Raw genomic sequence first — 1,926 nt, 5'->3', positions numbered from 1 at the left:
GGCCTGTGAGGCGGACGCATGTCCGCTGGCCCTGATGGAATTCGCCGGGGAAGACCTCATCTTTGTGGCGCCCTCGAAGGGCATGCTCTTGTTCAGGTTTACTTCCCCGCGGTCCGACCTGTATTGCCATCACGCGTACATCTACCTGCGCAACCTATTAGCGACCGCTCTCCGTTAGTTGAGTGATGAACTTACGCGGCGTGCGTCGTGTAACCGGGTTGGTATACGCGATCGTGAGCAAGCAGTGCCCAGATCGTGCGGGCTATTTTATTGGCGGGCGCGACCACCGCAACGTTGAACGGCCGTCGCGCGAGCAGGCGTTGCGACGTTTCGCTTAAATGTTTGCTGCATGCGAGCACGGCGCGCGCACCGTGAATCAGCAAGGTGCGCAGATAGACGTCACCGCGCTTGCTGATGCCGAGCAGCTTAACCCGCCCGCCAGTGCCGCTCTGTCGCGGTACCAGCCCCAGGAATGCCGCAAATTCGCGAGAGCAGCGAAACGCGCGTGCGTCGCCGATCGTGGCCACGGCTGCGCTCGCGCCAAGCAGTCCGACACCGGGGATCGCCATGAGGCGCTTAGCCGCTTCATGGCCTCGTTGCCAAGCGGCAAGCCTGCGCTCAATCTCGGCGATATCCTGCGTAAGCGCATCAACACGCCGCAATTGCTCGCGCAGCGTATCAATCACGACCGCCGGTATCGTGTCGGCCAGTCGCGTGAGCGCTTGCGCCGCCTCGCTCAGGCTGTGTCGATTCGCCCGCACAGCCGCGCCAAATTCGTAGAGTAGCCCATGAATCTGATTTATCTGCATCGTGCGTACCTTGACCAGTTGCTCGCGCACGCGGTGTAGCGTCAGCACGCTTTGTTGAGCCTCGCTCTTTACCGCCACGAACCGCATCTCGGGTCGTTGGGCCGCTTCCCAGATCGCTTGCGCATCGGCAGCGTCCGTCTTGTTGCGCTTCACGAAAGGTCTGACAAATTCCGGTGCGATGAGCCTGACTTCATGTCCCAGGCTGATTAATTGGCGGGCCCAGTAATGGGCGCTGCCGCATGCTTCCATGGCGATGATTGCCGGCGGACGATGGGCAAAGAATTCACATAGTTGGGCTCGCTTGAGTTGGCGGCGACCGATCTCACCCGTCTCCGTGTCAACCCAATGAACTTGAAACACGCGCTTGGCTAAGTCCATGCCGAATGTCGCAGTCTTCATTTCGAGTCCTCCTAACCCTGGTGATCGTTCTCAACACCACCAGTTTGGCACTTTGCTGCCGTCAGCTATAGCGAGGGCTCCGCCGTACCTGCTGCCTCGGCTCACCGACGCGGGAGGGAGGCGTCCATACCATCTTCGTGCCCAAGGACAGTGACGATCAGGACAGCGACGGCGGCAATGCAAGCGACTTTAAAGGCGAGAAGCGCAGCAACGAGACGCATGAGTCCAAGACCGATCCCGATGCACGGCTCTATCGCAAAGGCAAGACGGCCAGCGAATTGCGTTACATGGGCCACACGCTGACCGACAATCGACATGGCCTGGTGGTCAACGCGTGCGTGACGCGCGCTGACGGGCATGCCGAGCGCGAAGCGGCCAAGGTCATGATCAACGACGCGCGGCACGCGGCAGAAGATGCGAGCGCAGAAATCACACTGGGTGCGGATAAGGGTTACGACGCACAGGAATTCATCGAGGTGTGCCAGCAGATGAAGGTCACACCGCACGTTGCGCAAAACACCTCGGGGCGGCGTTCGTCCGTGCCCGATACGATTGCCTCGAGCGTGGGCTACGCCATTTCGCAGCAAAAGCGCAAGTTGATCGAACAGGGCTTCGGGTGGGCCAAGACCGTGGGGCGCATGCGCCAGGTGGTGGTACGCGGGTTGAAGAAAGTGGACCAGATGTTCGTGTTGAACATGGCCGCCTACAACCTCGTGCG

At 60.6% G+C, this 1,926-nt stretch carries 1 protein-coding gene and 1 pseudogene; one reads left to right on the top strand and one right to left on the bottom strand.

The genetic code is table 11. From position 1 onward, the window contains the following. Positions 1 to 191: 191 nt before the first annotated feature. Positions 192 to 1,208, bottom strand: coding sequence for an IS110 family RNA-guided transposase (locus tag BO1_RS48725; RefSeq protein WP_028223763.1), 1,017 nt, complete (start codon positions 1,206 to 1,208; stop codon positions 192 to 194). 125 nt (positions 1,209 to 1,333) lie between these two features. On the opposite strand from BO1_RS48725, the pseudogene BO1_RS56010 reads away from it, so the two are divergent. Continuing rightward, positions 1,334 to 1,926, top strand: a pseudogene (locus BO1_RS56010) (transposase); the annotation flags it as partial.

It is taken from the genome of Paraburkholderia oxyphila NBRC 105797 (genome assembly GCF_000685075.1).
In the GTDB taxonomy this organism is placed as follows: Bacteria; Pseudomonadota; Gammaproteobacteria; order Burkholderiales; family Burkholderiaceae; genus Paraburkholderia; species Paraburkholderia oxyphila.
Note: the sequence above shows the minus strand (reverse complement) of the source record. Positions and strands in the feature narration are given on the sequence as shown.

Excerpts from the sequence above, each read along its gene's own strand:
- BO1_RS48725 (WP_028223763.1), bottom strand. The coding sequence starts at position 1,208 with ATGAAGACTGCGACATTCGGCATGGACTTAGCCAAGCGCGTGTTTCAA.